Consider the following 26,393-nt stretch of genomic DNA (forward strand, 5'->3'; position numbering starts at 1 on the left):
CATCCGTTTATGATCGCTTTTTTCAGCAACAGCCGCACCAAAAGCACTTGGCAAGTGTTGCAAAGCGGGTAGTTTTAATGGTTACAACATAAAAGCCTGAAAAATTATTATATTTGTTAATTAACTGATTTAGAAAACAAGAATAGCCTAGCTATATAAGGAGATATAAAAGTGGGATGTAGTTCATGTTCTAGTGGCGGATGCAGTACCGGCGTAAGCGGCTGCAAAAGCAACGGCGGATGCAGCACAGGAGGCTGCAACCGTTTAAACGTATTCGATTGGCTTAGCGACATGGAGTTACCAACGTCGTTTGAGGAGTTCGATATTATAGAAGTAAGATTTAAGGGAGGTCGCAAAGACTTTTTCCGTAATGCAAACAGGCTGGAGCTGACTACCGGCGATGCCGTGGTAGTAGATGTTCCAAACGGTCACCACATTGGTTTTGTGTCGCTGAAAGGAGAACTGGTGCGCCTGCAGATGCTGAAGAAGAAGGTGGATAACAACGAGGAGATCCGCTCTATTTACCGCATCGCCAACGAGCGCGACATGGAGAAATTTCAGGAGGTGCGCGACATGGAGGCAACTACTATGTACCGTGGCCGTGAGATTATCCATAGCCTGAAACTGCGGATGAAACTGTCGGACGTGGAGTACCAGGCTGATAGAAGCAAGGCAACTTTCTACTACTCCGCCGATGACCGTGTAGATTTCCGTGACCTGATTAAGAAGCTGGCAGAAGAGTTTAAAGTGCGGATAGAAATGCGCCAGATTAGCATGCGCCACGAAGCTGGCCGCCTGGGCGGCATTGGTTCCTGTGGCCGTGAACTCTGCTGCTCTACCTGGCTCACCGACTTCAAAAGTGTGTCTACCACAGCGGCGCGTTATCAGAACCTGTCGCTTAACCCTAGCAAGCTTTCCGGCCAGTGTGGCCGCCTGAAGTGCTGCCTGAATTATGAGTTGGAGACGTATATGGATGCGCTGAAGGATATACCAACAGTAAACCGGCCACTGCAGACGCAGCAAGGTGATGCCATGCTGCAGAAAACCGACATCTTTAAAAAGATGATGTGGTTCGGTTATAAGGGAGACAACAACTGGTACCCTGTGCCAGTGGCGCGCGTGCATGAGATATTGGAGCAGAATGCCAAAGGTGTGGCGGTAGAAGCGCTGTTGCTGGAAGTGCCTGATGAACCGAAGCAGAATGAGTTTGTGGCGCAGGTAGAAGGAAACTTGGAGCGCCTCGACGACAAGTTCAAGAGCAAAAAGAAGAAAAAGAAGAAGAAAAGACCAGCCGGTGCAGCTGACCAGCCAGCGCAGGCCGAAGCACAGGAGCCAAGGCAGAAGCTAAAGCAGGAGAAAAGCCAGGGGCAACCAGCAGAGCAGGGCCAGACACCTGATAAGCAGCGGCCTTCCAGAAACAGAAACCGCAACAAAGAGGCGCGCGGACCACGTGAAGGAAGAGAAAACCGCGAGCCTAAAGAAAACAGGGATAACAAAGAGCAGAATCGGGAACCAAGGGAAAAGAGACCTGCCAGGCCACCAAAATCTGAGTCTCAGAAGCAGGCGCCAGGTCAGGCGAATACCGATGGGCAACAGCCTAAAAAGCAGCGCTCACGCAAACCTTTCAGAGGCAAAAAACCCGATCAACCTAATAAACCACCGCGTACGGATGCATAAAGCTTTAGTGGTGTGGGTGGCGGCTTTACTGATACTAACAGGCTGTGATCCGGAACGGGTGTACGAGCAGAACGTCGATCTGCCCGAAAACAACTGGCAGATCGACAATGCACCGATTTTTGAGTTTGAGATTCAGGATACGACACAGGTATATGATGTATATATCAATGTGCGCTACAACCTGCAGTACGATTATTATAACCTGTACCTGCGCCACCAGCTTATTGGCCCGGACAGTACGCAGTTATCAGCTTCGTTACACGAGTTGCTGCTGATGGACCCCAAAACCGGCCAGCCGCTTGGAAGCGGCTCCAGCGATACCTATGATGTACAGGCACTAGTGCTGGATGATATACAATTCAGTAAAGCGGGTACTTACAAGCTCCAGCTAACCCAGTATATGCGCCGTGACCCGCTGCCCCATATAATGGCTGTAGGCGTGCGGGTAGCAGAAGACCCGGCGAGCAGTAAAGGCGAGCAATAATTAAAAAATTTCTGAAACAAGAGCCCCTGCAGAAGCAATATATGCATCTGCAGGGGCTCTTGCCTTTGGCACCTTTTTTAACTGGCCATGTGTTTTTAGAATTCCGTATCAGGATAAAAGAGGCGGCAACAAAAGGTGTCGCGCTTTAGTATGCATATAGCACACCAACCATATCATCACCTGTAAAAGCATGAAGAGCACCCTCATTATACTTGGGTTTTTATTTACCCTTTTCTCCTTTCTCCCACTTATAAAAACACCGCTTTGGTGGGTCAGGGTGCTGGACTTCCCGCGCCTGCATGTAGCTGTTCTGCTAACTGCCGTTCTGGTTGCCTATCTATATATGTTTGGTGTAGATGGGACAGCAGAAACAGCCATGATTACTACATGGTCGCTAGCTATTTTAAATGAGGTGCGATTTATCTACTACTTTACACCACTGGCAAAAAAAGAGGCGCTTCGCTCGGAACAGCAAAAGCCTGCTAACGCTTTCACGCTTATGATTGCAAACGTGCGCATGGTGAACAAAGAGTATGAGAAATTCCTGCAACTGGTACTGAAAGAGAACCCCGATATGCTGGTGATGAATGAACCTAACCAGGCCTGGCACGAGAGTGTGCGTCACGAACTGGACAGGCGCTACCCTTACACCATAAAGAAGCCGCTGGAGAACACCTATGGTATGCTGCTCTGGAGCAGGCTAAAGTTACACGAAAGCGAAATCAGGTTTTTAGTAGAAGATGGCATTCCGTCGTTTTATACAGTGGTAGAGCTGCCAAGCGGCAAAAAGTTTGATTTGTTTACTGTGCACCCACAGCCTCCGCGCCTCATGAAAAATACAGAGACGCGTGAGGCGGAACTCCTGCTGATAGCCAAGCAGTCGAAAAAAACAAAATACCCCAGCGTGGTAGCCGGCGACCTGAATGACGTGGCCTGGTCTAAAACCACGAAACTTTTCAAAGAGATAAGCGGCATGATAGACCCGCGTGTGGGTCGTGGCTTCTACAACACTTACAGCGCTTTGGTGCCCCTCTTCCGTTACCCCCTGGACCACGTGTTTTATAACCCTGAATTCAGACTAGTGTCGCTGCAAAGATTGGCGAAGTTTGGTTCAGACCATTTTCCGATAGCTATTACGCTGAACTATGAACCGCAACATGAAGAGGAACAGGAGCACCATGTGGCAGACCAGGAAGACAAGCAGGAAGCAGACGAACTGATACAGGAGGGGCTGGAGAAAGGCGAAGAACGCAGCAGAGAAGAGCAGGAAAATAAAAAACCCGCTCAGTTAAACTGAGCGGGTCAAAATAGATGAATGGTTGCCTTTCGGCACTATATGTCTTTAACTTAGATACGCTCTACGTTAATTGCATTCAATCCTTTTTTGCCATCCTTCACTTCGAAAGATACACGGTCATTTTCGCGAATTTCATGGATCAGACCAGACTGATGCACGAAGATGTCCTGGTTAGTATCATCGGCAACAATGAAACCGAAACCTTTAGATACGTTGAAGAATTTTACTTTACCTGTTTTCATTACAATAAATTTATTAATTAATGAAGCAAAGTTAAGTATAACTTCTGATATAATAACTTCTTTTTAAAAATAAATAACAAATACACCATCAGGTACTTAGGCTTTTTGCCAGCACATTTCCGCCACGCCAGCCTTCCCCCAAGGCACTGTATTTCCCATCGCCAAGGCACCCGCTTTAGAAGGTTTTACCTGAGCTGATTCACACCTGTTTTGAACATACCGGACAGCGATCCAAAAATAACTATGTCACGTGTGGTTCGTATAGTTAAAACGTTCAGTTACACCAAAAAGACAGTTTAACCACAATCTATTTTGGTATAACGAAAACTACAAATCAGCCACATCTGCGCCCCTGTGGCTTACCTGTTCGGGGCCTAAAACAAACTTAATTTTTAACTATATAATCTAAGGAGAACAAACTATGAAAGACACAGAAAAAGATCAGAACTCGAACGAATCATCAAATCAGTCGGGTAGCACATCTAATACACCAAGCTCATCATCATCAGGTAGCACCACCAGCGGATTTGGAGCAAACAAAGACTCAAGTTCAACCTCACCTTCCGGTTCTACTTCATCAGCATCTAAAGACAACAGCAGCAAGACATCTGCTTCCGGATCTAAATCATCATCCACAAAAGCGAAGTCTAGCTCATCTTCTAAAAAAGAAGGTAAAACAACTGATACCAAGAGTGGGAAATCAACAAGTTCGACACCGTCGGGCAGTACCTCTTCTTCTAAAAGTGACAGCACCTCAGACAGCTCTTCTGATAGAAGTTCAGATTCATCCCGCGGCCAGCTTTCTGAATATGGCAACTACGGTTCTATGACCGGCAGTTCTTCTGATCAAACCTCCCAAACCAGCACTGGACAGGGAAGCTACGGCAATCAGAATTACAATCAAGGCTCTGGCAGCAACCAAAGCTCCGGCAACCAAAGCGGGTATGGCTCGCAGGGTGGCTATGGTTATGGTTCGCAGAACAGCAACTATGGCGGCCAGAGCGGCTATGGTTACCAGGGAGATTACGGCTCACAAGGCAGCTCCGGCGGCCAGGGTGGCGGCTATGGTTCTTCAAGCCAGGGTAGCTCCGGAGGAATGGGTTACGGTTCACAAGGTAACTATGGTTCTTCAGGACAAGGCTCACAAGGTGGCTACGGATCAGGCCAGGGTGGCTATGGTTCTCAGTCTGCCAGCGGTTCGCTCGGTGGCTTTAACTATGGCAACCAGGGCGGTATGGAAGGCAACCGCACAAGATTCCAGGACCAGGACTATGGCACTAGCCGTGGTGGCATGCAGGGCGGCTATCAGGACAGAGAAGGCGACAGACAAGGAGGCATGATCTCTGGTGGTACTTCTGGTGCTTTTGGCACACAGGGAAATTCCTCCCAAGGCAACTATGGCAGCTACGAAAGTGGCCAGAGTGGCAACTTCGGCAACATGGGCGGTGGCTATACCAGCAGTAACCAAGGCGGACGAGGCGGCCAAGGGGGCTACGGCTCACAAGGCAACTACGGCGGTCAGGGTGGATATGGTTCCTCACAGGGAGGCGACCAGGACCGCAACAGAGGCTACGGCATGATGAACGACCAGGGCGGCATGGGCCGTTATAACCAGCAAGGCTCCCGTGGCCAGGGTGGCTATGGCTCACAAGGCAACTATGGTTCCTCATCACAGGAGTATGGCTCGCAGGGTGGTTATGGCTATGGCTCAGGTCAGGGTGGTTCCGGATCCAGCATGTCGGGTGCCGGTACGTCCAGATCCTCTGACAGCGGTAACTACGGCGACAGAGACCGTTATGGCTCTATGGGCTACGGTTCGTCAAGAGGCATGAGCGAGTATGATAACGACAACAGAGGCTCTTCAAGAGGCTACGACTCTCAAAGCTCTATGCAGGGCGGCTACGGCAGCCAGGGCGGTTACGGCGGCTCCAGAGGTGGTTCATACAACGACGAGTATGGCGACAGCGACCGTTCTTCTGCAAGGTTTGGCTCACAGGGCAGCGACTATGGCCAGGGAGGCTATGGCTCTTATGGCTCCAGTTCAGGTGCAGGTGGCGGCTATTCTTCCTCTAACAGAGGTGGTGGCTATGGTTCCGGATCATCAGACCAAGGCGGCTATGGCGACAGCAACAGAGGCCGCGACATGAGCGGTGGCTATGGCTACGGTTCTGGCAGTTACCGTGAGGGCGGCTACAACCAAGGCGGCCGTGGTGGCGACCAAAGCCGATATGGCTCTATGGACAGCGGCACTTCTTATTACAGCGACAACCGCGGTTCCAGCTCACGTGAGAACTATCGTGGCTATGGCGGCAACCAGGGCGGTGGCAGTCAGGGTGGATACGGTTCCTCTAACCAGGGTGGTGACCAGGACCGATACCAGTCACGACGCAGCGACCGTTACAGAGACATGGACAGAGACTAAGTTAGTCACACATAATAAATAACAGAAAGCCACTCCTTTTGGGAGTGGCTTTTTTTGTACCGAATTCACTAACAGGGCGCTAACCTGTTCTTCTTCCTGAAAATAAGCATTGCCGCTGCTTCTATTCAAAGGATTCCTGATGGTCTTTTACAAACTGCCGAAAGGAATGAGGAGGGCGGCCGGTAAGCTGCTGCACCGTATCTGTTGTATCGCTGAAGCGGCCTTCGCTGTAAGCACTCTCCAGTTCCAGCATGGCATCTACCATCCACTCAGGCGCTTTTTTTTCCAGCATGGCACTTCTGGCAGCATCCGCCGGAACATCAACATACTGCACCTGCGTTCCGGTTACCTCCCCGATAATCTGCGCTGCTTGCTGGTTTGAGATAGCCTCTGGTCCAGTCAGTTCATACGCTTTTCCTTCATGGCCAGAGCCAAGCAGCACCTCCACACCAACAGCAGCAATATCGCGCACATCAATAAGCCCTATTTTTCCATTGCCGGTGGAGTGATAGAACCGGCCCTCGTTCTTAATGCTTTCCGCATCGTAGTGAATATAGTTCTGCATAAAGGAAGACGGCCGCAGGAAAGTATAGGGAATGCCGCTGTCTTCAATGTACTTTTCAATTTCTCTGTGCCAGCGACCAAGCATAAAACCCGGCGCTGTATCAGCATGGATAACTGATAGCTTCACAAGGTGCTTTACACCTTGCCTCTTCGCTTCGTCTACCAATGTTTTCGCCATTTGCACCTGGTCGTTTGTGAAAGGCGTCACCATAAAAACTTTGTCCACGTGCGTGAAGGCTGCATGTAGTGATTCCTGATCTTTAAAATCCATCTCCACCACTTCCACATTAGGCAGCCGCTTCAGGTTTTCGCCTTTAATGATAGAGTGAACCCCTGCCCGCACCCGTATATCCTCATCCATCATAGAAAGCTGTATGGCCACCTCTTTCCCAACGGTGCCCGTAGCGCCCGTTACCAATATCGTCTTATGCATAGTTTTATCTCTTAGCGTTATTCCTCCTCTTACGGCTATTTCAGGAATGTTGATTGGTCTTCCGCGCAAAACCGTATCTCTTCCTTTTATACCTTTGTTGAAGAGCGTGATAAATAAGACAAAAGCTCTCGCTCACTATGATTTGCGAAATGCTTACTCTTTACTGTTTAATGTAACAAGGTACATTTTCCCATTTTCGTTGGTGATGAGGATTTGGTTTGGCGAGAGGTATAGTATGGCTTCGGCCTGTCCTGTTCTGGCTATAGGCAGACAGCTGCGTTTGCCGCTGAAGTTAACTTGACCGTCTTCCATCTCAAAAAGATATAACCTTCCATAGCCTAACAAAGCAAATTGGTCTTGCGCCGGGGATAGAGCAGCTGCCGTAATCGGAGACTTTACGCGAAGCTCTTCCTGAGGTGCTAAAGTATGATCGCCTCCTTTAGCGGGCAGGCTGTAGCGCTTCGTAATGGTTTTGCGGAGAGCGCGACTCTTGGTGAAGAGGTAGAGGCTGTCAGCGTGATAGAAAAAGCCTTCCAGGTCGTAGTGGCGTTCGGCACGCGGCGGCGGGAAATCAGTCTGATCGGCGTAACTGAAGCGGATGGTGTCTTCTACAGTCTTTGTCTCCGGCTGTACTTTATATACCTGCAGGTTCCGGCGGGTGTTGGCATTGTTCCCAAAGTCTCCGATGTAAAGCTTTCCCTGATCATCCTCCGCCAGATCTTCCCAATCCCTGTTGGGCACCTGCAGCGGTACCGTTTGCAGCAACTCTCCTTCTAGGTTAAACAGGTATAAAGCATTCAGCGACCCGCCATCAGAATGCGTCCAGTAAGTAGAATCGGAAGCGAAGGCCAGGCCGGAGCTTTCGGAGATGCGGCTGTCGAGGCGACCTATCCTTTGTACCTCCACGTCATAAGCTTTCCGCAGGCGCTCAAAGTCGCTGTTGCGCCTGTCGGAGCCGCAGCCGCAGAACATGGCTTGCAGGTAAACATATACCGTGAAGAGTTTTATGAGCATGTGTTTTTTTGTTTGATATCAGGAACGAAGCCAAAGGGCTCCTAAGAGGGATCCAACCTGCGCAGCACTTCCTCTGGGTCTGCCCAAAACTGCCGGCTGTATATTCTTAAAAAAGGCCAGTGGCGCTGCTGCAGAAGCTGAGGCACATCGGCGTGCGAGTGCCGCACGGAGAGGTGGCTGTAGTATAAATCATCATCCGTCAGCACGACACCAGTGTATTGCTGCCCCTGCACCTGTGTGAGGTCTGCAAACGGCACTTCCTGCTGCAATGATGCTACCTCCTGCTGCAGGAAAGCTTTCAGCATAGGCACCTGTGTGGCAATAGCAGTCTGCTTCGGCCTATACTCGAAATACCGCCTGCTCACCTGCTGCGCATACTGCAGGTACGCCTGCAGGAGCTTCGGCCCCGGGTGAAGCGTGTTATCCACCAGCAGCTGCTCTGCCCTGATGCTGCTCACCACCATTATCTGCTGTTTGGCTCGGGTAATAGCCACATTCAGGCGGTTCGCCCCTCCTGCCTGGTTCAGGCTACCGAACTGCATGGCCATGCGTCCGTTGGCATCGGGCGCGTATCCCACTGAAAGAATAATGACTTCTTTTTCGTCTCCCTGAATATTTTCAATGTTCTTCACCAGCACCGATGGGGGCACCGTTATCCCCTGCTCCTGCGCCTTGTCCTCCAACAGATCCTGCACCAGCATTTGCTGGGTATAGTTGAAGGTGATAACGCCTACCTCCTCCTGCCCTGCCTGCAGCAACTGCAGCACCAGTTCCACCACCCGCTCCGCCTCCGGCAGATTGGCATTGTCCTGCCACTGCCCATATACTTTGATAAACTTGATAGCAGGATTGCGGGCGTTGGCATCCTGCAGCTCGGGAATCAGCTCTAGCTTCTCTCGATAAAAGTGGCGGTTCGAAAACTGTATCAGCTCCGGATAGCGGCTACGGTAGTGTTGTGTAAGCATGACCTGAGGCAAATACAGGCTGCACAGCTGCAGCAACGACTCTGAAGACAGTTCCTCTACCTCATCCCCCTCTGCGGCACTCCAGCGGGCACGGTACAAGTCGGACGGCTTCAGCTGTTGCTCGTCGCCGGCTATCACCATTTGCTTGCCGCGTTGCATGGCAGGTAATCCCGTCTCGGCAAAACATTGGGAAGCCTCATCAAAAATCACAAGGTCAAAACATTGCGCCAGCGGCAGCACCGCCGACACGGTTTCCGGGGACGCCAGCCAACAGGGCACCAGGTTTAGCATCTCTTCGGAGAAGAGCGAGAACAGTTTGCGGAGCGGGTACAGGCTGCGCTTCTTGCTCACCTGCGCCTGTAGCCTGCGGTAGGTTACGGCATTGCCCAGGCGGTTGTGCTCCATACGGCTATAGGTCTGCTCCCGCAGCTGCGACAGCACGATCTCCTGGCTCAGCTCCATTTTCTCCTGCAACAGACCCTGCAGCTCCTTTTCCATCCGATCCAGTTCACCACTCGATGGCATGCGCAGCTCCGGGTGCTCCGCTTCCAGTTCATGCAACCAGGCCAGGTACAGGCTGTTCAGAAACAGGGCCTCCGCTTCCTCAGCAGATTTTTTGCCTTTATTCAGCAGAATTTGAGCCACCTCCCGCTCTGGATTGCTGAGCGCGGCATATACTGTATCGTGTGCCACCAGCGGCTCGAAGTGCTGGTGCAACGCCTGCAGTAACTTCGCGCCATAGGTATCCTTTTCAATTAGCTTTTTAACCTGCCCCTCCGGCAACCACTGCAGCCATGTTTTATACCTGGCACTGAAAGCCTGTATACATTGGCTCAGCGCCTCCAGGTGCGCTACCAGTTCTACTTTAGACAGCAGTTTCTCATCCAGTACTTTATCGTGGTACAGCTGCCGAAGCTGCTTATAAGCTGAAAGGGCCTGCTCTGCCTCCGCCAGCTTTTGCAGTATCTGATCCTTTGAGTCGGTAATCTGCAGTTTATAGTTGATGTTTTTGTTTAGCTGCTGCAGCTGTTCCCCGGCCTCCTGGCGCAAGTCCAGACGCTGCTGCAGTTGTGCCACATGTATCTCGTTCAGCTCCTGCTGATACAGTGCCAGTGCCTCCTGTAGCAGTTTCTTTTCCTGAGAGAAAAACCAACCTATACTCTTTAGCCATTGTCCGCGCTGTTCGTTATAGCTGACAATGGCTTTCTTTAAAGCAGGTAATTGCAGGGCCGGAATGGTGGCGTCGGGGGCAGGCGTAGCCTGGTATATCTCCTTCAGCTTTCTTACCTGCTGCTTTAAATCGTCTGCCTTTATCCGCCCTTTCAGAAGTTCCTGCACCGTTGGCAACACTTCCGGCTGCTGCAACAGCTTTTGTAAAGCGGCTATAGTCGGCAGCGCTGCTTCGAATTTTGCTAGATCTCCTTGTTTGAAAGTATAGCCACTCAGGCTGCTTAGCTGCTGCTGCAGTTGGGAATACTGCGCAGGAAGGTCTTTAATGCTTTGCTCCAGTTCCTGCCGCTGTGGCCAGCCATAGTCCTTCATGCTGTGCCGCTCCCTCCAGACAAAATCATCCTTCTCGAAAGGAATATCTTCCTGCAGGTACTGCCGCAAGCGAGGCAGAAAATCTGCTACAGCAGCAGCGGTAAAATGCCTGTAAACAGGAAGTGGAATGTATGGCTGCTGCAGGCTGCTGCGCAGGTACAGCTCTTTTGGAGACCAGCCACAGCGGCCTGTATCAAAAAGAGCCTGCTTAAATGCTTCCAGCTTTTCGGTGCAGCGGTTAATGCTACGGCTCACTTCCAGAAACCGGCGGTCGGTATAGATGCTGTTGAGGGCGAGGTTCTGCTTTTTATATTCTTCCAGTGCCTCAATCTGTTCAAGCAGCTGCTTGTAAATACTGCTCCGGTCTGCGTTAATATCATGCACGAGGGCAGCAAATTTATCGAGGCCTTTCTGTGCCAGACGCTGGTGCACCACGTCCAGGGCGGCCCGTTTCTGGCTTACCACCAGTACCTTTTTGCCTCTTGCTGTAAAGTCCGACACGAGGTTACAGATTAACTGTGACTTCCCGGTGCCGGGCGGGCCCTGCACCACCAGCGACCTCCCCTGCTTTACTGCCTGTAGTGCCGCTTCCTGCGAGGCATCCATATCGAACACTGTAAAGGTTTGCTGTGCCTGTACAGGTGCGTTAGCGGCTTCAGTTGAGGGGGCAAACAGCTCCACCATATCCTGTAGCCCTTCCTGCTCCAGCAGCGCATCATAGTCTGAGAGCAGGTAAGAGGCCGCCTGCGGGTAGATTCCAATTACTGCCTCCTGCTCCAGGTGCAGTTGCCCCGGCTTCAGTTCTTCCTCAAATTCTGCCTTTTTATAATCACGGAAAGGCTTCAGCTTATCAGTAAAAAACTCACGCCCCACCGTAATGGCCAACTGATGCAATTTCAGCAATTCATAGATTTGCGTGCGGAACTCCAGTGGGTGGTGCGGCAGCGTGCCCAGGTCCAATTCAGTGAGCGGCTCAACCAGCGGCACGCCCATGTAGTGTGCGTAAGCCAGCAGAAAGCTTTGGTTAAACTGCGGCGGTTGTGTGGTATCCGGCACCATTTCCCACTCCTGCGCCCCGTTTACCTGCAGTTGCACAGGAAAAAACAGCAGAGGGCAGCGCACCGTTGTGCCGTCTGAAAATTTGCCGTGCACGAAGGGCCAACCAACATATAACTCCCGACTGCCGCGCTCCTCAAAAATCATGTCGCCCTTGCGCCGGATGTAGCGCAACCGCCGGCTAACCGGCGCCACCGGCGCATAGCGGCTATCGGCATAGGGGCTAAGCGGGACTCTTTTCTTACTAGACAGCAGGTTCTCCAGCACAGCAAAGGCAGGTTTGCTGTTCAGGAAATCCAGTTCCTCCACATCCAGGTGCATCTCCCGCGACAGGCGCAGCAACAGCAAGGCTCTATTGCTGGAGCCCAGGTTGAGTAGCCTGCGTCGGTAGTTTTTAAGGATGTTTTTCATGTGTCGCTGTCCCGTTAACGGTGATACGCTAACGTTAGTCTATCGGAAAAGAAGCAAGTTAGTTTGAATTGGGCTGAGATGGAAGCGAGCTGCCTGGCATGTGCTATCCTTAGGGCAAATGAAATATTCTTCTTCAAGCACCATAGCCTTTTTAAGTCATTTACCTTCAGCTTTATACCATTTTCTAAAAAGCAGCGGCTCCCGGAATCTCTATCATTATTGTGCTTACTCTCGTAAAAAACGTAAAAAATCATTTTTATAATAACCCATTCGTGACCTGCCACAGCCATCGCAGGAAAATATTATTACTAATGGATACTATCAAAAAGCTACTCCCGATTGACCTATACCTGATGCTAACAAGAGTAAGAAATGTGAATGCTCCTGCAGGTAGTGCCGCATTATTAAGCACAATTCTGTACACATTTTCTTTTGCGCATATTTTTATCGGGATTGTATTCTATTACCTGAACACAGATTTATACTTTACCTATACAGAAGAGGATGGCTATATCGAATACTTTACGGCTATACTGATACTGGCAACCTCTGTGCTGTGCTTTTACAAAGCTTCATTTATGGAGGAAAAACTACCGATGTTGTTTTTTTATGCCCTGGCAGTTGTCTTCTTTCTGGGTTTTGGTGAAGAAATATCGTGGGGCCAGCGGATTTTTGGCTTTGCAACTCCTGGAGACTTAGGGCAGATAAACGCCCAAAACGAATTTAACCTCCATAATATACACCTGGATGGCGTAAACCTGAATAAGCTTATTTTCGGGAAATTGCTGTATACCTGCGTCTTTATCTATTTTATTGGTTTTCCTGTATTTTACCGCCGCAAACAACAGTTCCGAAACCTAATCGACAAATTCAGCTTCCCTGTTCCTACCACCACGCAAAGCCTGATATACTTTCTGGCTTTCTTCAGCATTTTACTTATCAGGGATGGTGAAAAATGGGAGTTGCAGGAATTTGCCTTAGCCAGCTTTTTGTTTTTCGCCTTCCTGTTTCCAGCCAATAAAAAAACAGAAAGGCAGCGCTGACTCATTTTTCCTAATCTAAGATAACATGCGGCCTGCTAACCCAGTTTATTCACCTACATGCGCTAAACTGACTGCTCCTGCATTAGTTCAGTTGGCTGCTATGCCTCCTGATGAAATTTTGAGACAACCTTTCGGCGCATATTCTGGTTTCTACTTCAGAAGCACCTCAGGCTATACCTCTTATTGATTGTTATCAGGTTATCTATGAAAAACTATAGCATTCTGTTAAGCTATCTTCTGGTCTCCTTTGCTCTTCTGCTCTCCTCTTGTACCGGCGAGGGAGCAGAAGATCGACAAGGACAAAGAGAGCAGAAACGTAACGGCACTGCCGCTGAGGGAGAAATTGCACGGATGGAGGAGTATACTACCTCCAAGGCATACCCGGCCACTTTCGCGGAAGAAAGCCTGAGAGAGTGGAAGCGGCAGATACCGGAGATACAGAATGTCAGCATCACGTCATCCGCTGATGGCAAACAGGAACCGTCACTCTTCTACGCCTCCGGCTCTGAGCAGAAGAAGCCGCTGCTGGTGGTGCTGCATAGCTGGAGCAGCGAATACCTGCAGGAGGTAAGCCTGCCGTATGCGCTGTGGGCCAAAAAGTACGATTGGGCATTCATCCATCCAAACTTCAGAGGAGCTTTTGACCATCCGGAAGCTACCGCTTCAGATCTTGCTATTCAGGACATTGTGGATGCTGTAAACTATGCGAAGCAGCATACCGATGTGGATACATCCCGCATTTACCTGGTAGGTTCCTCCGGTGGAGCTATGACGGCGCTTGTTGCTGCCGGCCGGCACCCGGAAATATGGGCGGGCGTAGTGGCATGGGTCCCCATACTTGACCTGGTGGATTGGTATGACTTCAATCAGTATTACCCGCACCGGGATTATAACGATCATATTGTAGCTTCCTGCGGAGGTGAGCCTATACCCGGCACCGAAGCCGCAGAGGAATGCAGAAGCCGGAGCCCTATTGCCTATTTAGATAATGCACAGAATGTCCCTATTTTCCTCATACATGGCATCAATGATGTGCTGGTGCCACCAGACCACTCCATACGCGCCTTCAACATCCTTGCCAAACCGGAGGATAGGCTTTCGGAGGAGCAAATGGAGTACATAGTAGATGAGGAGGCCTTACCACCAGGCCTGAACGGCACAAGCAAAGACCCTTACTTTGCAGAACCTGACCCTAATGTTGTGTTCGAGCGGAAATCTGATAATGTAAAACTGGTGCTGTATGAGGGCGTGCATGATATGGGATATAACCCAACGCTGCTCTGGCTTGCTGATCAGCAGCGCTAATGTATACCACAATTGCTTCATGTGAAGAATTGACTCAGTAAAAAATAATACTGAAGGAAGCTTCTAATTCTATTCCTGCCAATGCCTAAAGAACAACTCAGCTTGTTTCCGGAGGATAACCCAAAGCTCCCTGTACTAGACCAGGTATCATCGGGCGGTGTTGCCTTCAGGGTTAGCACTGCCGGAACAGAAGTCGCGCTGATTTCTGTTGGCCCTGCCAGGCGGTGGCAGTTGCCTAAAGGCCTGGTAGATGCTGGCGAAACACCGGAGGTAACGGCTGTGCGCGAAGTGCGGGAGGAGGCTGGTATTGAGACTGAGTTGCTGGATCGCATCCACACCATTGAATACTGGTACGTTGGCAATAAAGGAAAGCAGCGCGTGCGCTTTCACAAGTTTGTTCATTTCTTCCTGCTGCGCTACCTATCCAGGCAAGTACAGGATCATGATTGGGAAGTAAATGAGGCGCGGTGGTTTCCAATTGATGAGGCAAAGAAGCTGCTCACGTTCAAGAATGAGCGGCAGGCACTTGAAAAAGCAATAGAGTTGATACAAGCCTTATAGACTATAAGCTGTATGCCCTCTATAGTTGGAGGTATGGCCTCAGTTTCTCAAACATTTCTGACGTGACAATCCGCACCTTTTGTACGTCCTCCAGCCGTTCGTAATTCCCGTGTTGTTCCCGGTATGCCACGATGGCACGTGCAGCATTAGAGGAAACATACGGATGCACTTTCAGCTCATCAGCCGTAACAGTGTTCAGGTTTAACTGTTGGGGTGCGTATGTGTCAGGCACAAAGGTATATTTCTGCAGGCTGTCTATTATCTCGGGTTGCAGCCCATATACTTCCTTCAGCTGTACGATGGTGTAAAAGCCGCCCAGGCCATCTCTGTACTTCACGATACGTGCCGATAGCTTCGAACCAATGCCCCTGATTTGCTTTAGCTGTGTGGTATCGGCAGTGTTGATGTTGAAAGGAGCCAGAATAAACCGCTCCCGCGGCGGGCGGCTGTTGTTCCAGTTGGGGTCCGGGGCTGGGCGCTCGTTCCGGGCTACATCTTTTGAGCGGCTATACCTGGCTGGCTTTTCCTCCGGCAACTGAATATATGGGTAAAACCGCTGAAAAACGGAATCCGGGAGGCCATAAATTTCGCCTAACTCTGCTTTATAGCTAAAGTCCCCTATTTTGTTGCGGTAGTTGAGGATGCGCTGCGCCAGGTACTTTGGCAAACCATAGTCCTGCCACTCCTCTGCTGTCAGCTGGTTGGGGTTAAAGAGCTGCAGCGCTACTGTTGGCCGCCTGTAGGGGCCAGCAGGATCCGGTTGCCTGGCCTCTAATTGCGCTACCAGGCTGTCCAGTGTTTGTTTGTCGGAGGCGCTGTGGCTGTTAAAGGTTGGGGTATAAAACGTATGAAAAAGAAATGGTGCTGCCGTAAGCAGCACCATTATACCCAGCAACAAAAGGAAACCGTTTACCTCGCTTTGCGAAAAACCAAAGTAACGCCGGACCCAGTGCCTGATCTTTTTCATCCGTTTGATTATTTGCGTGGTACCTCACGCTCCGGCTCATCATCGTTATCGAGATAAGAGTCCGGCTCAGGTCTCGGCGGTGTCGTCATCACCTTTATAAAGAAAAATATCATCAGTCCGGTTACCAGCGTTATCGTGGTAAGCATGACAATAAGTGCAGATGTATTCATGGTTTCTTAGTTAAGTCGTCCTTCTCTAACTCTTTTCTTATACGCTGTGTATACCAGCAATGCCAGGGCAATCCAGACAGCTAACAGCAGGATACGCGACGCGTTTACAAAGAATATCTGGTTCTCGAGCAGTTGTATAGCGGCAGGGTCTGTGGCTGCAGCCAGCTTTTCCTTTAAATCGACGTTCTTTATTTTGTTGATGATGGAGCTATTGTCCAGCACCCAGGGGCCAATCATGGCAGCACCCCAGTCACCACCTTTTGGAGTGAACAGGGAGCCCAGGAACACCCATAACAACAGCAGTGGCGTGATAAACTTGATGATGAATTTATAAAAACCTGGTACTTTGATATCAGAACCGGAGGTAATTTCTCTCCAGCCTTTCCGAATGCCAAACACCCATGAAAACAGGATGGTTTCGAAAAGGGCAAAAACGACCAGCGATACGGTACCAGCCCAGTAATCATACTCATCAAACACGCCATACTTAAAGAACAGCACGGTTGGCATACCCAACAGGAACACGAACAAACCGAATGACCAGGCAGCGGATTTGCGGCCCCAGTTAAACTCATCCTGAAGGAAACCGATCCACGGTGTACCCATGGCCAGCGACGATGTGATACCCGCGAAGAACAACAGGCCAAACCACATCACACCAGATAGAGCGCCTAACAAGTCACCCCATTGGTAGAACAGGTACGGCAGTGTCTGGAAGGCTAACCCCAAACCACCTGACTGCACCATTTCTGACACCCGATCCACCCCCAGGTAACCGATAGAGATTGGGATAAGGATAGCTGCGCCCAGCACTACTTCCACGAACTCGTTCATCCATCCGGCAGACATTGCATTCAGGGCAATGTCATCGTTGCCCCGCACATAGGAGGCATAGCAATGTACCGTACCCATACCTACGGAAAGGGTAAAGAAAATCTGCCCGGCTGCAGCTAACCACACCGTAGGCGACCAAAGCCGGTCAAAGTTCGGAGTCCAGAGGAAGTTGAGGCCAACGGAGCTGTCGTTGATGGCACCGTTCTCGCCGGCAGTAAGCGTAACACCTCTGAAAGCCAGGAAGAGGCCGAATAGAATCAGCATCGGCATACCTATTTTCGCAACACGCTCCACACCTGATGCCAGTCCCTGCGAGAGAATCCAGGTATTCAGTAACAGGCAGAGTACATAGAAAACGATGGGCTCATAAGGCACACCTAACGTAGAAGTACCCAGGCTAACATACGCGCCAAAGAAGTTTGCCACCCCTTCCTGGTCCAGACCGCTGAATGTACCTATAACGGAGTGGAAGACATAAGACAGCGTCCAGGATTCTATGTAGCAGTAGTAAGCAGCCACCGCAATGTTCGTCCAGATACCGAACACGCCAACATACTTCCAGAGGCGGTTTTTGCCCATGGTATCCACGATAAATGGAGTGGAGTGATGTCCGTGCTTCCCCCCGAAGCGGCCCATCGACCACTCAATCCACAAGAGCGGAATACCCATCACCAGAAAACAGATAAGATAAGGGATAATGAAGGCGCCGCCTCCGTTCTGTACCGCCTGTACCGGAAAACGGAGGAAGTTTCCGAGACCCACGGCATTGCCGGCCATCGCTAAGATGAGACCGACACGTGAGCCCCACGATTCTTTGTTAGCACTCATAAATAAGGTAGAAGTGTTAGATTAGTGTTGGTTGATTAAGGTTAGCTTGTAATAGGCTGAATTTAAAGGTTCCAATATAGAGAATGCATCCGACAGCACCATTTAAAATCAGATATTTTTAATATAGCCTGGGGTAAAGCAACAGTTGTCCCCCACTGTTGCTTTACCCCAGGTCTTTAAGACATACTATACTGCCTGCTCCGCCACCATCTGTATGCCCTGCAGAAAAGTGTGTGGCCTGTAACCAAGTTCTGTCTGTGCTTTGCGGATACTGAAGCCGGTGCGCGCCGGCCGTTTGGCTGCCTGCGTAAACGTACTGCCGTCTGCTTTGTCAATCAGCCCTTTGTCCAGGGTGAAGAAATCCGCTACCTGCATCGCCATATCATAAGGCGTCAGCATTTCGCTTCCGGAGATGTTGTAGATGCCTTCCGCATCTTTTTCTACAGCCAGCCAGCAGCCCATGGCCAGGTCCTCGGCCAAGGTAGGCGTACGAAATTGGTCGGTTACTACTTTAATCACTTTACCAGCTTGCAGGCTGTCTCTTACCCACAATACTATGTTAGATCGGCCATAGTCATGGGCGATGCCGAATACCAGCACGGTCCGCAGGATGGCCCATTTGCATTTGGCCTGCTTCACTACCTCCTCTGCCTGCAGCTTTGTTTCGCCATAGAAGTTCACAGGGTTTGCTTTGGCTTCCTCATCGTAAGGCCCATCCTCCCCATCAAAAATAAAGTCAGTAGACAGATGCACCAGGTGCACATTGTTCTTTTCGCAGGCATTAACTAAATACTGCACAGCATCACGGTTCAGGAGCACAGCGCCGTCACGGTCACTTTCGCACTGGTCCACGTTGGTCATGGCTGCGGTATGGATGATGTGTGTCGGGCGGAACTCGCTTACAACTCGGTCTACCTCCTCCGGCTTTGTTACGTCCATGCTTCTGAATGGCAGCGTCGGCAACACTTCGGCCAGCTTGTTTTCTCCCCGGCTGGTAGCCAGTAATTCTACATCCTGCCTTGGCAGCAGTAGCTCTGCCAGCTTCTGGCCCAAAAGGCCATTAGAGCCTGTAATCAGTATCTTTTTCATTCGTTATTATTTCTGCAGTGTCTGCGTGTTATAGTCATAATCATACTTTCTGGCGATCTTCCTCTTCCTCATGTTCTCCACCTTCACTTTCATTTTGATGTCGCTCAATGGGCGGTCACGGCCATCTTTGGGCTGCTCTGCTATTTTATCAACTACATCCAGCCCGTCTACCACCTGCCCGAAAACGGTATACACCCCGTCCAGCATAGGAGTGCCCTGCTGGTTCTCTACAATATAAAACTGTGAACCGCTGGAGGCTTTGGAAGGATTCACCCTATCGTCCTGCCGTGCGGCGGCCACGGCACCCCGCACATGCTTGTGCGCCGGATTTATTTCGGCAGGAACGGTATAACCGGGACTACCCGCGCCATCGTTACGAGGCTCACTGTCTTTTGTGTTCGGGTCCCCACCCTGTATCATAAATCCATCGATCACACGATGGAAAGTGGTGCCATCGTAAAAGCCTTCCCGGGCAAGTTTTAGAAAGTTCTCTTTGTGTTGTGGGGTATCATCGAAAAGAATCAGCTTTATTTCACCTTGCGGTGTTTCGATTGTCACCAACTGGTCTTTTCCCTTCGGCTTCTGGGCCAGCACAGCGGCAGGCCAAAGCATCATCATCACGGCCACTATGGCTATACTTTTTAGCAGTCTCATCTCTTAACAAATGGTTTAAACTTCTCGCACTTTTACCTGCGCATAGTTAACAGGTTCTCAAAATTAAGCCTTTTTCGCTTTGCTTTAAGTTTTTTCAACATTTTCTACCCTGATACCGACAGATGATTTTTCAGCAAGTGGCATGTGCATAAGAGAGGCTTTCCCGTATGCACGCCATTTTGTTCTTCAGTATGTTATATTCTGCTTCCCTGAGATAGAAAGTTTGAACACCAAAAGTGTCATTTTATACAATGGCTGGAGGATTTATGCTAAAAAGGATCTGTTGCCTACCCGGTTTTGCATTGATAATTTCATAAATAACTAATCAAAAAGCACTATAAGCAAAGACAGAAATTAAACTTAACCACTACAAAACTGAACTAAAGCAGGCAAAGCAGCTTCATCTTTTAAAATATGATAAAAAATGGTTAATTTTAAGATACTGACAAATCAACTAAACCTACCTGATGAAGAAAATCATCCTATTCACACTATTTTCCCTGTTTTCTTATACCAATCTGCTGGCACAGCCAGAACGAACTTACTCTATTGATGAGCAGATAGATTCTGCTGTTGCACCTACTGCTCAATTCATATCCGATATCATCTTTTATGAAGTTACTATCGGTGGCAACCCTATCCCGCTTATTCTTGTCTGGCTCCTGGCTGGCGCTATCTTTTTCACCTTCTACCTGGGCTTCATTAACTTCAGAGGCTTTAAGCACGCGATAGACATTGTACGCGGAAAATACAACCAGCCTGATGCCGCTGGTGAAGTGTCACACTTCCAGGCGCTGACAGCAGCTGTATCCGGTACAGTGGGTTTGGGTAACATAGCGGGTGTTGCTATTGCCATCTCTCTGGGTGGCCCCGGTGCTACCTTCTGGATGATAATGGCAGGCTTACTAGGCATGTCCTCTAAATTTGTATCCTGTACGCTGGGTGTAAAGTACCGCGACGTGCACGCAGATGGCACGGTGTCTGGAGGACCTATGCATTACCTGAGCAAGGGGCTGAAGGAAAAAGGCATGGGCAAGTTAGGTAAGTTTCTGGCTGCCTTCTTTGCGTTTATGTGTATAGGCGGCGCTTTCGGAGCCGGCAACATGTTCCAGATTAACCAGGCGACACAGCAATTTATCAGCGTGACAGGTGGCGAGGCCTCTTTCTTCGCTTCCGGAAACGCCTGGATTTTCGGCCTGATCATGTCGGTGCTGGTGGGGCTGGTGATTATCGGCGGTATGAAGAGTATCGCGCAGGTAACGGAGAAGGTGGTGCCGCTGATGTGCGGTATTTACATCTTAGCCGCTATCGTTGTGCTTGCCACCAATTTCACACGAATACCGGGAGCATTTGCCCTGATTTTTGAAGGTGCCTTTACTACAACTGCTGTGACAGGTGGTATAGTCGGGGTGATGATACAGGGCTTGAGACGCGGCCTTTTCTCTAATGAGGCCGGTATTGGTTCTGCTTCCATTGCCCATTCCGCTGTTAAGACGAACGTGCCGGTAACAGAAGGCTTTGTGGCTTCGCTGGAGCCGTTTATCGACACCGTAGTGGTTTGTACCATGACTGCCCTGGTAATTGTGGTGACAGGTGCCTATACCATGGACATAGGCGATGGTATTGCCTTAACTTCTGCTTCGTTTGCCACTGTTATCAGTTGGTTCCCGCTGGTGCTGGCTGCTGCCGTTATCCTGTTTGCCTTCTCTACGATGATCACCTGGTCTTACTATGGACTGAAATCCTGGACATACCTTTTCGGGAATACCCGGGCTGCTGACGTAAGCTTTAAAGTTATCTTCTGCCTCTTTATTATACTGGGTGCCCCCATGCAGTTAGGCAGCGTGGTGGCTTTCTCTGATGCCATGCTTTTCTCTATGAGCATTCCGAACATGGTTGGCCTATACATACTTGCCCCGGACGTGAAGCGCGAGATGCAGGCGTTCCTGAGTTATGCCCGGTCTTCTAAAAAGCAGCCGCTGACAGAGGATGCCGTAGAAGCAGCGCAGGCTTAGTTTTTAGACAAAGAACAGATATAAACCAAAGAAGGCTAATTACTTACCCCACTACACTTTGTAAAAAAAACATTTCCTTTGTCATCCTGAAAGGATCTTGTTGGCCAGTCGCATCAGCTTAATCTCCCTTCTATCAAGATCCTTACAGGATGACAAGCATGCATACTAAAACTTCTTTAGGAAGTATATAAAACGAACAGAGCCGCTGAAGTGTACTTCAGCGGCTCTGTTCGTTTTATTGTTGAGAGCGCAGTGCCTATGCTTCGCTGCGCTGTGCTTTTATGCTTTTCAGGATAGCATCGCCACCCTGGCCCAAGATAGTTTTCGCCAAATTCTCGCCCAGTGCCTCAGCCGCTTCTGCCGAACCGGTAAACGTTTCCTGCAGCAGTGTTTGCCCGTCTAGGCTAATAAGGCCTCCGGTTATACTGATGCCCTCGTCAGTCAACGTGGCTAGTGCAAAGGAAGGGATGCTACAGCCACCCTCCATTGTTCGCAGGAACCCGCGTTCAGCCAGCAAACTGGTGTGTGTATCTGTGTGGTCCAGTGCCTCCTTTATTGCCTGCTTCAGTTCCGGATCTAAATCTCTGGCACATTCAATCGCTACGCTGCCTTGCCCGGCGGCGGGCACAAATTCATCTTCCGGAAAGGTATGCACAATCAGGTTATCATAGCCCATGCGTACTACTCCGGCGTAAGCCAGCATCAGGGCATCAAACTGTTTTTCCTCCAGCTTGCGAAGCCGTGTCTGAAGGTTTCCTCTTGATTCGGCGGTGGTTACGTTGGGGTAGTATTTCTTCAGTAAAGCCCTGCGGCGTGTAGAGGAGGTTCCGATTTTAGCATGGCTGCCGCGCTCCAGCTTGAAGCCAGGATCAAAGCTTAGGATGACGTCGTTTACCTGCTCGCGCTCCATAAAGGCTATCAGCTCTAAGTCGGCCGGAATGGTAGACTGCACATCTTTGGCGCTGTGCACCGCAATCTCCACTTTCCCTTCGCGCAGGCTTACCTCCAGCTCTTCGGTAAAAACACCCTTCGAACCTATCTTATCCAGCGATTTATCCAGCACCTGGTCGCCTTTGGTACTGATAATCACCAACTCTGTTTTGAGGCCTGCAGCCTGCAGCTTTTCAGCGGCTGCTTCTGCTTGCCACAGTGCCAGCTTGCTACCGCGTGTGCCAATGCGTATTGTCTTATCTAAACTATTTTCTGCCATTAAACCATTTCATATAGGCCAATCACTGAACAAATAGCCAGTAATCAGCAACCAATAAAACATTTATTATCCTTTACGCAGATAACCTGCTATTTGAATAGAGCTGTCGACAAACACCATTTTTGGGTTTGCGTTTCGCTCGATGTGGTAGTGTGCCTGGTTCAGTTCCTCTGCCAGTTGTCCCGCATTTGCTTCTGTTATCACTTTCGAAAACTTCTGAACAAAATCCAGCTCAGCGGGCGGCAGAAACGTGATGAGAGAATTATCTATACCAAAAAGCATTACCTTCCGGAACAGGTTGAGCGCGTACAGCAGAAAGTTCTTTTGGTTTTCCCGGCCCAGTGTCTGAAACTTGTCACTCATGTCAATTAGTTCCGTGAACTTATAGCTATAGCATTGGCGCATCCACTCGGTGAAGAACACAAAATAGTCGCTGCTGATTTCGGAAGTCAGTTTGGCCGCCGCATTCAGGTTTCCTTCGGCTAGTTGTGCAATCTGGTTAGCCGTTGTGTCGTCGGCATTATACTTTTGCTGCAGGTGTGCCACTACTTCCTGCTCTGTAAAGTTACGCACCTGCATAATTTGGGTACGCGAGGTAATGGTGGCCAGCAGCTTCTCCGCTGACTGCGACACGAGCAAAAACAGCGTTTGTGCCGGCGGCTCCTCCAACAGCTTCAGCAGGGCGTTGGCGGCGGAAGAGTGCATGAGTTCCGGCAACCAGATGACTACTATTTTATAGCTACCCTCAAAGGCTTTCAGCGACACCAACTTTACCAACTGGCGGCTTTCATCTTTCGAGATGTTGCCCTGCTTGTTCTCCGCACCAATATGCTGCATCCACTCGTTCAGCCCTTGGTAGGGGCTGGCAAGCACAAACTCGCGCCACTCGTTCATGAACTTATTGCTCAGCGCGTCTTTGCTCACCGATTTGGTCGTGGTAACGGGCATCACAAAGTTAAAGTCCGGGTGCACCAGTTTGTTCATCTTTGTGCAGCTGTTACATGTGCCACACGAATCTTCAGACTGTTTGTTCTCGCAGTTAATGTAGGTGGCATAAGCCAGCGCCAGCGCCAGGTTAGCACTGCCTTCCTGCCCCAGAAACAGCTGCGCATGCGCCACATGGTTCTGCTGCACCGACTTCAGCAACATAGCTTTTGTTTCCTGATGGCCTATGATGTTCTTGAACTGCACCTTGAGAAATTATGAATTAAAATTTATGAATTATGAATGGCTAAATGGTTTCATTGTTAAACTGCTATAGGATTGTTTCAGGGAATAACCAGTAAGCATGAATTAACAACTTAACAATGCAGCCATTCAACTATCAGCAATTAGCAATCAATTCTTCGCGTAATGCTGCGTTTGCTCAAATATGCTGTAAAGGATGGCTCTCTCCATCTCATTGAAGGGGACATTACGGCGCTCCATCACTTTAGCAGCAACCTCAAAAGCCTTGCTTAGCTGGTAAGTCTCAAAACCTGCCGCCCCGCCCCAGCTGAACGAAGGAATGAAGTTACGAGGGAAGCCTGCGCCGAAGATATTGGCACTCACGCCTACCACCGTACCGGTATTGAACATGGTATTGATGCCCGCTTTGCTGTGGTCGCCCATAATAAGCCCGCAGAATTGCTGCCCTGTTCCCTTAAACCCGCCTTTGGCATAGTTCCAGAGCTTTACCTCCGCATAGTTATTTTTCAGGTTCGAGGTGTTGGTATCGGCACCCAGGTTGCACCACTCTCCTATCACGGAGTTGCCCAGAAAGCCTTCGTGGCCTTTGTTACTATAGCCCAGAATGACAGAAGCACTTACCTCTCCGCCCACTTTACAGAAAGGTCCAACTGTTACGTCGCCGCGCATCTTCCCGCCCATGTTCACATTGCTGCCCTCACACAAAGCAAACGGACCCCTAATCACGGCGCCTTCATGTATCTGCGCATCTTTGCCAATGTAGATGGGGCCATTTTCTGCGTTGAGCACAGCCGCGCGTATCTTCACGCCTTCTTCTATAAAGATGTTCTCTTCCGCATACACCATCGTGTGCCTGTCATTTACAGGCTGGCTCTGCCGGTCTTTTGTCAGCACCTTAAAGTCGCTGCGTATCTGCTGGCCGTTGTTTAGAAAAATATCCCAGACATCCTTGATAATAGTGCAATTGTCGCACTCCTGCTTTCTGGAGGCAGTATGAGAAGCCAGTTCTTCTATGGTATGCATCTCCAGGTTACCGCCGTTAAGCGCAACAAGCGTGTCTCCGTAGTACAGCGCTTCTCCCATTTTCAGCTCCCGTACTGTTCTAAGAAGCATTTCGTCCGGACAAACGGCACCGTTAATGTACAGGTTGTGCGTACCAAAAAGCGCCTTAAACTTTTCCTGCAGGTAAGGTTGTGTCAGGTAAGAGACAGCCTCCCCCATATAGGTGCTCCATTTTTCGGCAATCGTGAGTATACCAACCCGAATCCCGGCCACTGGCCTTGTAAAAGTGAGGGGCAGCAGGTTCTGCCGTATGCTAGGTTCGTCGAAAAGAATGATGTTCATAAGAGCAAAAATAAAGAAGTCTTCCCGATATTCTCAGGAAGACTTCTTTTTTGAAACGTTTTAACCGGAATTAACCGCTTATTTCTTTTGGTAACGCTGCTTAAACTTGTCGATACGACCTGCAGTATCCACAAACAGGTTTTTACCAGTGTAGAATGGATGTGAAGCAGAAGAAACCTCGACCTTGATAACCGGATATTCTTTGCCGTCTTCCATGGTGATGGTTTCATCAGAAGTCATGGTAGAGCGAGTGATGATTTTGTAGTCGCTGGATGTATCCTGGAAAACCACCTCTCTGTATTCTGGATGAATGCCTTTTTTCATTATTATAAACGTTAATTAACCTTAATTCTCTATCGGACTGCAAATTTACAAATTATTCCCGAAAGTAAAACGCTAGCAGTAAATTATTTTACAGGTAATTTAAACCAAGCGCTAAGGTAAATTCTTCTTAAATTTGCCTTAGCATCCGCTTCCGATAGCGAAACCCATAATTCTGATACCCATGGCACCACAACTACAAGAACAGAACCTGATACTGGACAAGGCACAGATTGAGCAGAAAATTATGCGCATCGCGTACCAAATCTACGAAAAGAACTTCGAAGAGCAGGAAATAGTGCTGGCAGGTATCTATGAGAACGGCTATACACTCGCGCAGATGCTGGCTGAAAAGCTGCAGGCTATCTCTCCTATTCAGGTACAGTTGCTGTGCATCACACTAAATAAAACGGCTCCCCTGAGTGAGCCTATCCTGATGGAGCCAAAGCAGCCTTCCCTAACCGATAAAGTGATTGTGCTGGTGGATGATGTGCTGAACACAGGCAAAACACTGGCCTATACTTTAAACACTTTCCTGGCGCACAACCCGAAAAAAGTAGAAATTGCCACACTCGTAGACCGCCACCACCCGCTTTACCCGGTTGCTGCTACCTACACCGGATACTCCCTGGCCACTACGCTGAATGAGCACATTATGGTGTACCTGAACGAGGAGAAGTACGGGGCGTATCTGCATTAGGCGCCTATACAAGGCTTATGCAAAATTCACCTAAGTTGACGATAAACGACAGGAAAT

At 49.6% G+C, this 26,393-nt stretch carries 23 protein-coding genes; 9 read left to right on the forward strand and 14 right to left on the reverse strand.

What is annotated here, in order from left to right:
* Window positions 1-291: 291 nt before the first annotated feature.
* The 3 genes from ricT (at window position 292) to DXT99_RS10545 (ending at window position 3,458) form a co-directional block, all read left to right on the forward strand.
* Entirely contained in the window at window positions 292-1,677 is a 1,386-nt protein-coding gene (ricT, locus tag DXT99_RS10535) for a PSP1 domain-containing protein (RefSeq protein WP_115565518.1), read from the forward strand.
* Window positions 1,670-2,161 carry a gliding motility lipoprotein GldH gene (locus DXT99_RS10540; protein ID WP_115565519.1) on the forward strand — a complete coding sequence of 164 codons (492 nt, stop codon included), beginning with the start codon at window positions 1,670-1,672 and terminating at the stop codon, window positions 2,159-2,161. The genes ricT and DXT99_RS10540 overlap by 8 nt, the downstream gene beginning before the upstream one ends.
* Window positions 2,162-2,351: 190 nt before the next feature.
* Window positions 2,352-3,458: an endonuclease/exonuclease/phosphatase family protein gene (locus DXT99_RS10545; protein WP_115565520.1), complete on the forward strand. Its 1,107-nt coding sequence runs from the start codon at window positions 2,352-2,354 to the stop codon at window positions 3,456-3,458.
* Between the two features lie 50 nt (window positions 3,459-3,508).
* Here DXT99_RS10545 and DXT99_RS10550 read toward each other — a convergent pair whose 3' ends face one another.
* Both DXT99_RS10550 and DXT99_RS10555 read right to left on the reverse strand, forming a co-directional pair.
* On the reverse strand, window positions 3,509-3,700 hold the full coding sequence (locus DXT99_RS10550; RefSeq protein ID WP_115565521.1) for a cold-shock protein: 192 nt from the start codon (window positions 3,698-3,700) through the stop codon (window positions 3,509-3,511).
* A gap of 465 nt (window positions 3,701-4,165) precedes the next feature.
* The gene (locus DXT99_RS10555; RefSeq protein ID WP_115565522.1) at window positions 4,166-4,516 is read right to left on the reverse strand and encodes a hypothetical protein; all 351 of its coding nucleotides are present in this window, start codon (window positions 4,514-4,516) and stop codon (window positions 4,166-4,168) included.
* A gap of 10 nt (window positions 4,517-4,526) precedes the next feature.
* Here DXT99_RS10555 and DXT99_RS10560 point away from each other — a divergent pair, with 10 nt between their 5' ends.
* Entirely contained in the window at window positions 4,527-6,122 is a 1,596-nt protein-coding gene (locus tag DXT99_RS10560) for a hypothetical protein (RefSeq protein WP_115565523.1), read from the forward strand.
* Window positions 6,123-6,243: 121 nt separating this feature from the next.
* Here DXT99_RS10560 and DXT99_RS10565 read toward each other — a convergent pair whose 3' ends face one another.
* The 3 genes from DXT99_RS10565 to DXT99_RS10575 form a co-directional block, all read right to left on the reverse strand.
* Window positions 6,244-7,119: an SDR family oxidoreductase gene (locus DXT99_RS10565; protein WP_115565524.1), complete on the reverse strand. Its 876-nt coding sequence runs from the start codon at window positions 7,117-7,119 to the stop codon at window positions 6,244-6,246.
* Window positions 7,120-7,272: 153 nt separating this feature from the next.
* Window positions 7,273-8,133 carry an NHL repeat-containing protein gene (locus DXT99_RS10570; RefSeq protein WP_115565525.1) on the reverse strand — a complete coding sequence of 287 codons (861 nt, stop codon included), beginning with the start codon at window positions 8,131-8,133 and terminating at the stop codon, window positions 7,273-7,275.
* A 41-nt stretch (window positions 8,134-8,174) separates the two neighbouring features.
* Complete coding sequence (locus DXT99_RS10575) at window positions 8,175-12,107, reverse strand: AAA domain-containing protein (RefSeq protein ID WP_115565526.1); 3,933 nt, start codon at window positions 12,105-12,107, stop codon at window positions 8,175-8,177.
* Window positions 12,108-12,418: 311 nt separating this feature from the next.
* Between DXT99_RS10575 and DXT99_RS10585 the strand changes: the two genes are divergently transcribed.
* The 3 genes from DXT99_RS10585 (at window position 12,419) to DXT99_RS10595 (ending at window position 15,016) form a co-directional block, all read left to right on the forward strand.
* Window positions 12,419-13,150 (forward strand): hypothetical protein, encoded by a 732-nt coding sequence (locus DXT99_RS10585; protein WP_115565528.1) that lies wholly within the window; start codon window positions 12,419-12,421, stop codon window positions 13,148-13,150.
* A 204-nt stretch (window positions 13,151-13,354) separates the two neighbouring features.
* Window positions 13,355-14,455 (forward strand): alpha/beta hydrolase family protein, encoded by a 1,101-nt coding sequence (locus DXT99_RS10590; RefSeq protein WP_115565529.1) that lies wholly within the window; start codon window positions 13,355-13,357, stop codon window positions 14,453-14,455.
* 81 nt (window positions 14,456-14,536) lie between these two features.
* The gene (locus DXT99_RS10595; protein ID WP_115565530.1) at window positions 14,537-15,016 is read left to right on the forward strand and encodes an NUDIX hydrolase; all 480 of its coding nucleotides are present in this window, start codon (window positions 14,537-14,539) and stop codon (window positions 15,014-15,016) included.
* A 19-nt stretch (window positions 15,017-15,035) separates the two neighbouring features.
* On the opposite strand, the gene DXT99_RS10600 is transcribed toward DXT99_RS10595, so the two are convergent.
* The 5 genes from DXT99_RS10600 to DXT99_RS10615 form a co-directional block, all read right to left on the reverse strand.
* Window positions 15,036-15,983: a ComEA family DNA-binding protein gene (locus DXT99_RS10600; RefSeq protein ID WP_115565531.1), complete on the reverse strand. Its 948-nt coding sequence runs from the start codon at window positions 15,981-15,983 to the stop codon at window positions 15,036-15,038.
* A gap of 8 nt (window positions 15,984-15,991) precedes the next feature.
* The gene (locus DXT99_RS27005; protein ID WP_181885092.1) at window positions 15,992-16,153 is read right to left on the reverse strand and encodes a hypothetical protein; all 162 of its coding nucleotides are present in this window, start codon (window positions 16,151-16,153) and stop codon (window positions 15,992-15,994) included.
* Window positions 16,154-16,159: 6 nt separating this feature from the next.
* Window positions 16,160-17,815 carry a sodium-dependent transporter gene (locus tag DXT99_RS10605; protein WP_115565532.1) on the reverse strand — a complete coding sequence of 552 codons (1,656 nt, stop codon included), beginning with the start codon at window positions 17,813-17,815 and terminating at the stop codon, window positions 16,160-16,162.
* A 186-nt stretch (window positions 17,816-18,001) separates the two neighbouring features.
* Complete coding sequence (locus DXT99_RS10610) at window positions 18,002-18,904, reverse strand: SDR family oxidoreductase (protein ID WP_115565533.1); 903 nt, start codon at window positions 18,902-18,904, stop codon at window positions 18,002-18,004.
* Window positions 18,905-18,910: 6 nt separating this feature from the next.
* A complete protein-coding gene (locus tag DXT99_RS10615; RefSeq protein WP_115565534.1) occupies window positions 18,911-19,558 on the reverse strand; it encodes a peptidylprolyl isomerase in 648 nt (215 codons plus the stop codon).
* Between the two features lie 467 nt (window positions 19,559-20,025).
* On the opposite strand from DXT99_RS10615, the gene DXT99_RS10620 reads away from it, so the two are divergent.
* Window positions 20,026-21,573, forward strand: a complete 1,548-nt coding sequence (locus DXT99_RS10620) for an alanine/glycine:cation symporter family protein (protein ID WP_115565535.1) — start codon at window positions 20,026-20,028, stop codon at window positions 21,571-21,573.
* Window positions 21,574-21,829: 256 nt separating this feature from the next.
* On the opposite strand, the gene hemC is transcribed toward DXT99_RS10620, so the two are convergent.
* The 4 genes from hemC to DXT99_RS10640 form a co-directional block, all read right to left on the reverse strand.
* A complete protein-coding gene (hemC, locus tag DXT99_RS10625) occupies window positions 21,830-22,783 on the reverse strand; it encodes a hydroxymethylbilane synthase (RefSeq protein ID WP_115565536.1) in 954 nt (317 codons plus the stop codon).
* 66 nt (window positions 22,784-22,849) lie between these two features.
* The gene (locus tag DXT99_RS10630) at window positions 22,850-23,974 is read right to left on the reverse strand and encodes a DNA polymerase III subunit (RefSeq protein ID WP_115565537.1); all 1,125 of its coding nucleotides are present in this window, start codon (window positions 23,972-23,974) and stop codon (window positions 22,850-22,852) included.
* A gap of 147 nt (window positions 23,975-24,121) precedes the next feature.
* The gene (locus tag DXT99_RS10635) at window positions 24,122-25,315 is read right to left on the reverse strand and encodes a GlmU family protein (RefSeq protein WP_115565538.1); all 1,194 of its coding nucleotides are present in this window, start codon (window positions 25,313-25,315) and stop codon (window positions 24,122-24,124) included.
* 78 nt (window positions 25,316-25,393) lie between these two features.
* Window positions 25,394-25,639, reverse strand: coding sequence for a type B 50S ribosomal protein L31 (locus tag DXT99_RS10640; RefSeq protein ID WP_115565539.1), 246 nt, complete (start codon window positions 25,637-25,639; stop codon window positions 25,394-25,396).
* A 181-nt stretch (window positions 25,640-25,820) separates the two neighbouring features.
* Between DXT99_RS10640 and DXT99_RS10645 the strand changes: the two genes are divergently transcribed.
* On the forward strand, window positions 25,821-26,336 hold the full coding sequence (locus DXT99_RS10645) for a phosphoribosyltransferase family protein (RefSeq protein ID WP_115565540.1): 516 nt from the start codon (window positions 25,821-25,823) through the stop codon (window positions 26,334-26,336).
* Window positions 26,337-26,393 lie beyond the last annotated feature (57 nt).

The organism is Pontibacter diazotrophicus, from assembly GCF_003367245.1.
GTDB lineage: Bacteria > Bacteroidota > Bacteroidia > Cytophagales > Hymenobacteraceae > Pontibacter > Pontibacter diazotrophicus.

Excerpts from the sequence above, each read along its gene's own strand:
- DXT99_RS10550 (WP_115565521.1), bottom strand. The coding sequence starts at position 3,700 with ATGAAAACAGGTAAAGTAAAATTCTTCAACGTATCTAAAGGTTTCGGT.
- DXT99_RS10540 (WP_115565519.1), top strand. The coding sequence starts at position 1,670 with ATGCATAAAGCTTTAGTGGTGTGGGTGGCGGCTTTACTGATACTAACA.
- ricT (WP_115565518.1), top strand. The coding sequence starts at position 292 with ATGGAGTTACCAACGTCGTTTGAGGAGTTCGATATTATAGAAGTAAGA.
- DXT99_RS10645 (WP_115565540.1), top strand. The coding sequence starts at position 25,821 with ATGGCACCACAACTACAAGAACAGAACCTGATACTGGACAAGGCACAG.
- DXT99_RS27005 (WP_181885092.1), bottom strand. The coding sequence starts at position 16,153 with ATGAATACATCTGCACTTATTGTCATGCTTACCACGATAACGCTGGTA.
- DXT99_RS10545 (WP_115565520.1), top strand. The coding sequence starts at position 2,352 with ATGAAGAGCACCCTCATTATACTTGGGTTTTTATTTACCCTTTTCTCC.
- DXT99_RS10565 (WP_115565524.1), bottom strand. The coding sequence starts at position 7,119 with ATGCATAAGACGATATTGGTAACGGGCGCTACGGGCACCGTTGGGAAA.
- DXT99_RS10595 (WP_115565530.1), top strand. The coding sequence starts at position 14,537 with ATGCCTAAAGAACAACTCAGCTTGTTTCCGGAGGATAACCCAAAGCTC.
- DXT99_RS10575 (WP_115565526.1), bottom strand. The coding sequence starts at position 12,107 with ATGAAAAACATCCTTAAAAACTACCGACGCAGGCTACTCAACCTGGGC.
- DXT99_RS10570 (WP_115565525.1), bottom strand. The coding sequence starts at position 8,133 with ATGCTCATAAAACTCTTCACGGTATATGTTTACCTGCAAGCCATGTTC.
- DXT99_RS10600 (WP_115565531.1), bottom strand. The coding sequence starts at position 15,983 with ATGAAAAAGATCAGGCACTGGGTCCGGCGTTACTTTGGTTTTTCGCAA.
- hemC (WP_115565536.1), bottom strand. The coding sequence starts at position 22,783 with ATGGCAGAAAATAGTTTAGATAAGACAATACGCATTGGCACACGCGGT.
- DXT99_RS10605 (WP_115565532.1), bottom strand. The coding sequence starts at position 17,815 with ATGAGTGCTAACAAAGAATCGTGGGGCTCACGTGTCGGTCTCATCTTA.
- DXT99_RS10585 (WP_115565528.1), top strand. The coding sequence starts at position 12,419 with ATGGATACTATCAAAAAGCTACTCCCGATTGACCTATACCTGATGCTA.
- DXT99_RS10615 (WP_115565534.1), bottom strand. The coding sequence starts at position 19,558 with ATGAGACTGCTAAAAAGTATAGCCATAGTGGCCGTGATGATGATGCTT.
- DXT99_RS10590 (WP_115565529.1), top strand. The coding sequence starts at position 13,355 with ATGAAAAACTATAGCATTCTGTTAAGCTATCTTCTGGTCTCCTTTGCT.
- DXT99_RS10610 (WP_115565533.1), bottom strand. The coding sequence starts at position 18,904 with ATGAAAAAGATACTGATTACAGGCTCTAATGGCCTTTTGGGCCAGAAG.
- DXT99_RS10560 (WP_115565523.1), top strand. The coding sequence starts at position 4,527 with ATGACCGGCAGTTCTTCTGATCAAACCTCCCAAACCAGCACTGGACAG.
- DXT99_RS10635 (WP_115565538.1), bottom strand. The coding sequence starts at position 25,315 with ATGAACATCATTCTTTTCGACGAACCTAGCATACGGCAGAACCTGCTG.
- DXT99_RS10640 (WP_115565539.1), bottom strand. The coding sequence starts at position 25,639 with ATGAAAAAAGGCATTCATCCAGAATACAGAGAGGTGGTTTTCCAGGAT.
- DXT99_RS10620 (WP_115565535.1), top strand. The coding sequence starts at position 20,026 with ATGAAGAAAATCATCCTATTCACACTATTTTCCCTGTTTTCTTATACC.